Below are 3,287 nucleotides of genomic sequence, written 5' to 3'. Positions count from 1 at the left end.
AAGGGCTACCGGGCTGGATATAATCAATGGTTATATCATGTGATTTAGCCCAGTTTATAAAGGTTTTTCCTGTAAATTCTGGCCCATTATCGACCCGTATTTTTAATGGATATCCATGATATTCGGCCAGTTTATCTAAGTAACGGGAAATCCTTCCTGCTGGTAAGCTTACTGCAATATCAATCCCTAACGCCTCACGATTAAAGTCATCGATAACATTGAATGTCCTAAAGCGACGTTGATTACGACTACTGTCACTCATAAAATCCATTGACCAACATTCACCTTGTTTATTGGGTGCTGATAGCCTTTCTGGGCTTCGTGGAGGAATGCGCTGTTTACGCTTTACCCTGAGATTAAGTTTCAACTCACAATACACCCGATACACCCGTTTATGATTCCATTTATAGCCGAGCTTTCTGATACGATTAAAGCATTTAGGAAAGCCCCAGCGCAAATGCCGGTCAGTGATAGCATTCAACACCGAAACAATCACCGAATCATCCGGTAACTTAGGTTGATAATAGTAAGCACAACGGCTTAAGCCAACAATGGCACAACTCATAGCAATAGTAACCGAATGATTTTGTTGTAGTTGCTGTGCCCACGTTTTACGTGCTTTTGTGGGCACTACAGCTTTTTTATGATTTCTTCCTGAAGCTGGGATTTTAAGCTCAGTTCGGCAAACATCTGTTTAAGCTTACGGTTTTCAGCCTCCAGCTCCTTTAAGCGTTTGATATCCGAAGTTTCCATTCCGCCGTATTTTTCCCGCCATTTATAAAAAGTTGAATTACCCATGCCATATTTACGGCAGAGTTCCTTGACAGGAATACCTGCTTCAGCTTCTTTTAAAATAGCGACGATTTGATGTTCAGTCATTTTTTTCATAATTAAATCCCCTTTTACTTTTATCATAGAGAATTTTCTACTTTTTTGCTGTACTATTTTAGGGGATAGTTACATTATCAATGCAGAATCTACAACTGAGTAATTTGTATTTTTAAAATCTAGTAACACTTTTTTTTAAGTTTTTCATCATAAGCAAAAAATTTTTTGCTGAATGGCTACTGAAAATCTCGTTAGAAAATTCAGTTTCATCTGCTGGTCATAGTGAATAGTTTCTTAAACATAACTCTATATTTGGATAATGATCTGATAAATGATTAGTTATCTCTGCTGCACTTTGTCCAGATCCTATAACTAAGAATTTATAATCTGAATTTTTATCATTAAATTCATGTTCCAAATTATTTAAAAAATCATTGGAATGCATTATTTTTTTATTTTTTTATTTTTTTCATCTAAGAAAATTCCCACGGGTATATTTTTAGTTATGCCTGTTGCTAATGAAATATTTTTTGCATACAATTTGCTGATTGTTTTATTATTATCTTCAATGCAAATTTCTAAATGATCAATTAAATGACCATCATAAATGGGATTAATACTTACAACTTTATGACCATATAATAAAACATAATCATTAAAGTGATTTGCTGCCCATTTTAAATAGTCGTTATACTCCAGTCTACTAGGGAAAAAGTTTCTTAAATTTGCAAAGCCTTCTAAACGATCTGATGAAAATAGATAATTCAAGAATGTATACTTGCTAGTAGGATTCCTTAATGTTGCTAAATCTTTAAAAAAAGATATTTACATATCCGCTTCCGGAAGTAACATTCCAGGATGCCAGCCAAACTCGCTTTTACTTTCAATAAATTTAATTTGTAAGCCATCTTTGTTTAACATACCAGCGCCATCCATAGCAACCGCCACTGAAAGATTTGCCGGTCCAAATCCAACAGAATCATAAATTTTCATATATCATTCCTTATGTAGTTTTAAAAAATAGTATATAAATTGATCATCAATTTTATAATTTAATTTTTCATACAGAGCTCTAGCTTTGTGGTTTTCGATTGATGTGCATAATGAAATTCCATTATATGTAGAATTATTAGCAAAGCTTCTTACTTTTTCCATTAATTGGGTTGCAATACCGTACCTTCTGTAGCTTTTTATAATATATAAGTCATTCAAAATTATAGTTGGTGATATGGATAAAGAAGAATATGAAAAATATAGCTGTACGAAACCACATGCTATTTTATTGTCGTAGGCAAGGAAAATTATTGAATCATTGTTGATCAATCTTTCTTTAATGAATTTTTTTGATTCAGAATTACAATCCTCAATACCATAAAACTCTCGATATTCAGAAAAAAGTAATGATATATCATCAAGCTCGTTTAATGTTCCTTGTATTATATTAAATTGAATATTCATATGTTTATAATCCCTCATAATGCCATTTAGATAACCATCATCATAATATTAAACGGGTTATATATTTTATTCAATGTTTTATTTTTAATAACATAGATTAATATTTTAAGGTCGTACTCTTCATATTTCTTCAGAATGGATCTTAATTCTAACAAAAAATTAAACAGGACGGTGAAATTACGGGCTCTTTTGATTTGGCACTTGCTCTTGATATTACTGATTTAAATACCCAAAAAGTGAAACCTGAGCTTATGAAAATACATATGTAACTATCCTGGTATGTCCACACATTTTAGTACCAAAAAGATAAGGTCATCGATTTCTTTTGTATTCAATCGGCGACTGGTAATTTAATGTTGAATGAAGTCGATTATAATTAAACCAATCCACATAGTGATTAAATTCCAATTTAAGTTGCGCCAGTGAATCAAAAATAGTATTTGACACAAATTCTGTTTTCACTGCTTTGAATGTGCTTTCTGCAATTGCGTTATCATAGGGGCAGCCTTTGCGACTTAAGGACCGTTTAATTCCAAATGCTGTTAAACATTCATCAATCAAATGATTATCAAACTCTTTTCCTCTATCAGAATGAAACAACTCAATCGTCTGTAAGTTCATTGGAATTTGACTCATAGCTTGCATGACCAGTGCCGCTGTTTTATGCCTGCCAGCACTTCGCCCCACTATTTCTCGATTACTGATATCAACAATTACACAAAGGTAGTGCCAACGTTGTTTAACCCTTACATAGGTTAAATCGGTCACCAATATTTTTCGTGGTTGACCTATATTAAATTCTCGATTCAGTTCATTCCCCACCGGCGATTCATTGCTTTTTTCTGTATGAATACAATATTTTTTACAGGTGTATTTCGAAACCCAGCCATTTTTCGCCATGATTCGACCTATTCGGCGTCGAGATACGGTTATGCCTTGCTTTCTCAGCTCTGCTTGCAGACGCCTTGTACCATAAGCACGATAATTAGTATTAAAAATTT

The 3,287-nt window shown here is 33.3% G+C and carries 5 protein-coding genes and 1 pseudogene; all 6 read right to left on the bottom strand.

Going from position 1 to position 3,287, the window contains the following annotated elements; all coding sequences use genetic code 11:
• A partial coding sequence (locus tag A9G31_RS00025) for a DDE-type integrase/transposase/recombinase (protein ID WP_065559871.1) occupies positions 1 to 631 on the bottom strand: 631 nt, incomplete at its 3' end.
• A complete protein-coding gene (locus A9G31_RS00020; protein ID WP_034909955.1) occupies positions 631 to 888 on the bottom strand; it encodes a transposase in 258 nt (85 codons plus the stop codon). The genes A9G31_RS00025 and A9G31_RS00020, both read right to left, overlap by 1 nt.
• Before the next feature lie 217 nt (positions 889 to 1,105).
• Complete coding sequence (locus A9G31_RS12150) at positions 1,106 to 1,273, bottom strand: SidA/IucD/PvdA family monooxygenase (protein ID WP_081299275.1); 168 nt, start codon at positions 1,271 to 1,273, stop codon at positions 1,106 to 1,108.
• A pseudogene (locus tag A9G31_RS00015) lies at positions 1,273 to 1,821 on the bottom strand (SidA/IucD/PvdA family monooxygenase). Before A9G31_RS00015 ends, A9G31_RS12150 begins: the two are co-directional and overlap by 1 nt.
• Before the next feature lie 3 nt (positions 1,822 to 1,824).
• Positions 1,825 to 2,286 carry a GNAT family N-acetyltransferase gene (locus tag A9G31_RS00010; RefSeq protein ID WP_065559872.1) on the bottom strand — a complete coding sequence of 154 codons (462 nt, stop codon included), beginning with the start codon at positions 2,284 to 2,286 and terminating at the stop codon, positions 1,825 to 1,827.
• A 312-nt stretch (positions 2,287 to 2,598) separates the two neighbouring features.
• On the bottom strand, positions 2,599 to 3,287 hold a 689-nt coding region (locus A9G31_RS00005), incomplete at its 5' end, for an IS3 family transposase (protein ID WP_065559869.1).

It is taken from the genome of Gilliamella sp. Gris1-4 (genome assembly GCF_001690335.1).
Classification (GTDB): Bacteria; Pseudomonadota; Gammaproteobacteria; order Enterobacterales; family Orbaceae; genus Gilliamella; species Gilliamella apicola_P.
The sequence above is the reverse complement of the archived record's forward strand: the minus strand, read 5'-3'. Positions and strand labels throughout refer to the sequence as shown.

Coding starts and splice junctions, on each gene's coding strand:
- A9G31_RS12150 (WP_081299275.1), bottom strand. CDS start 1,273: ATGCATTCCAATGATTTTTTAAATAATTTGGAACATGAATTTAATGAT.
- A9G31_RS00010 (WP_065559872.1), bottom strand. CDS start 2,286: ATGAATATTCAATTTAATATAATACAAGGAACATTAAACGAGCTTGAT.
- A9G31_RS00020 (WP_034909955.1), bottom strand. CDS start 888: ATGAAAAAAATGACTGAACATCAAATCGTCGCTATTTTAAAAGAAGCT.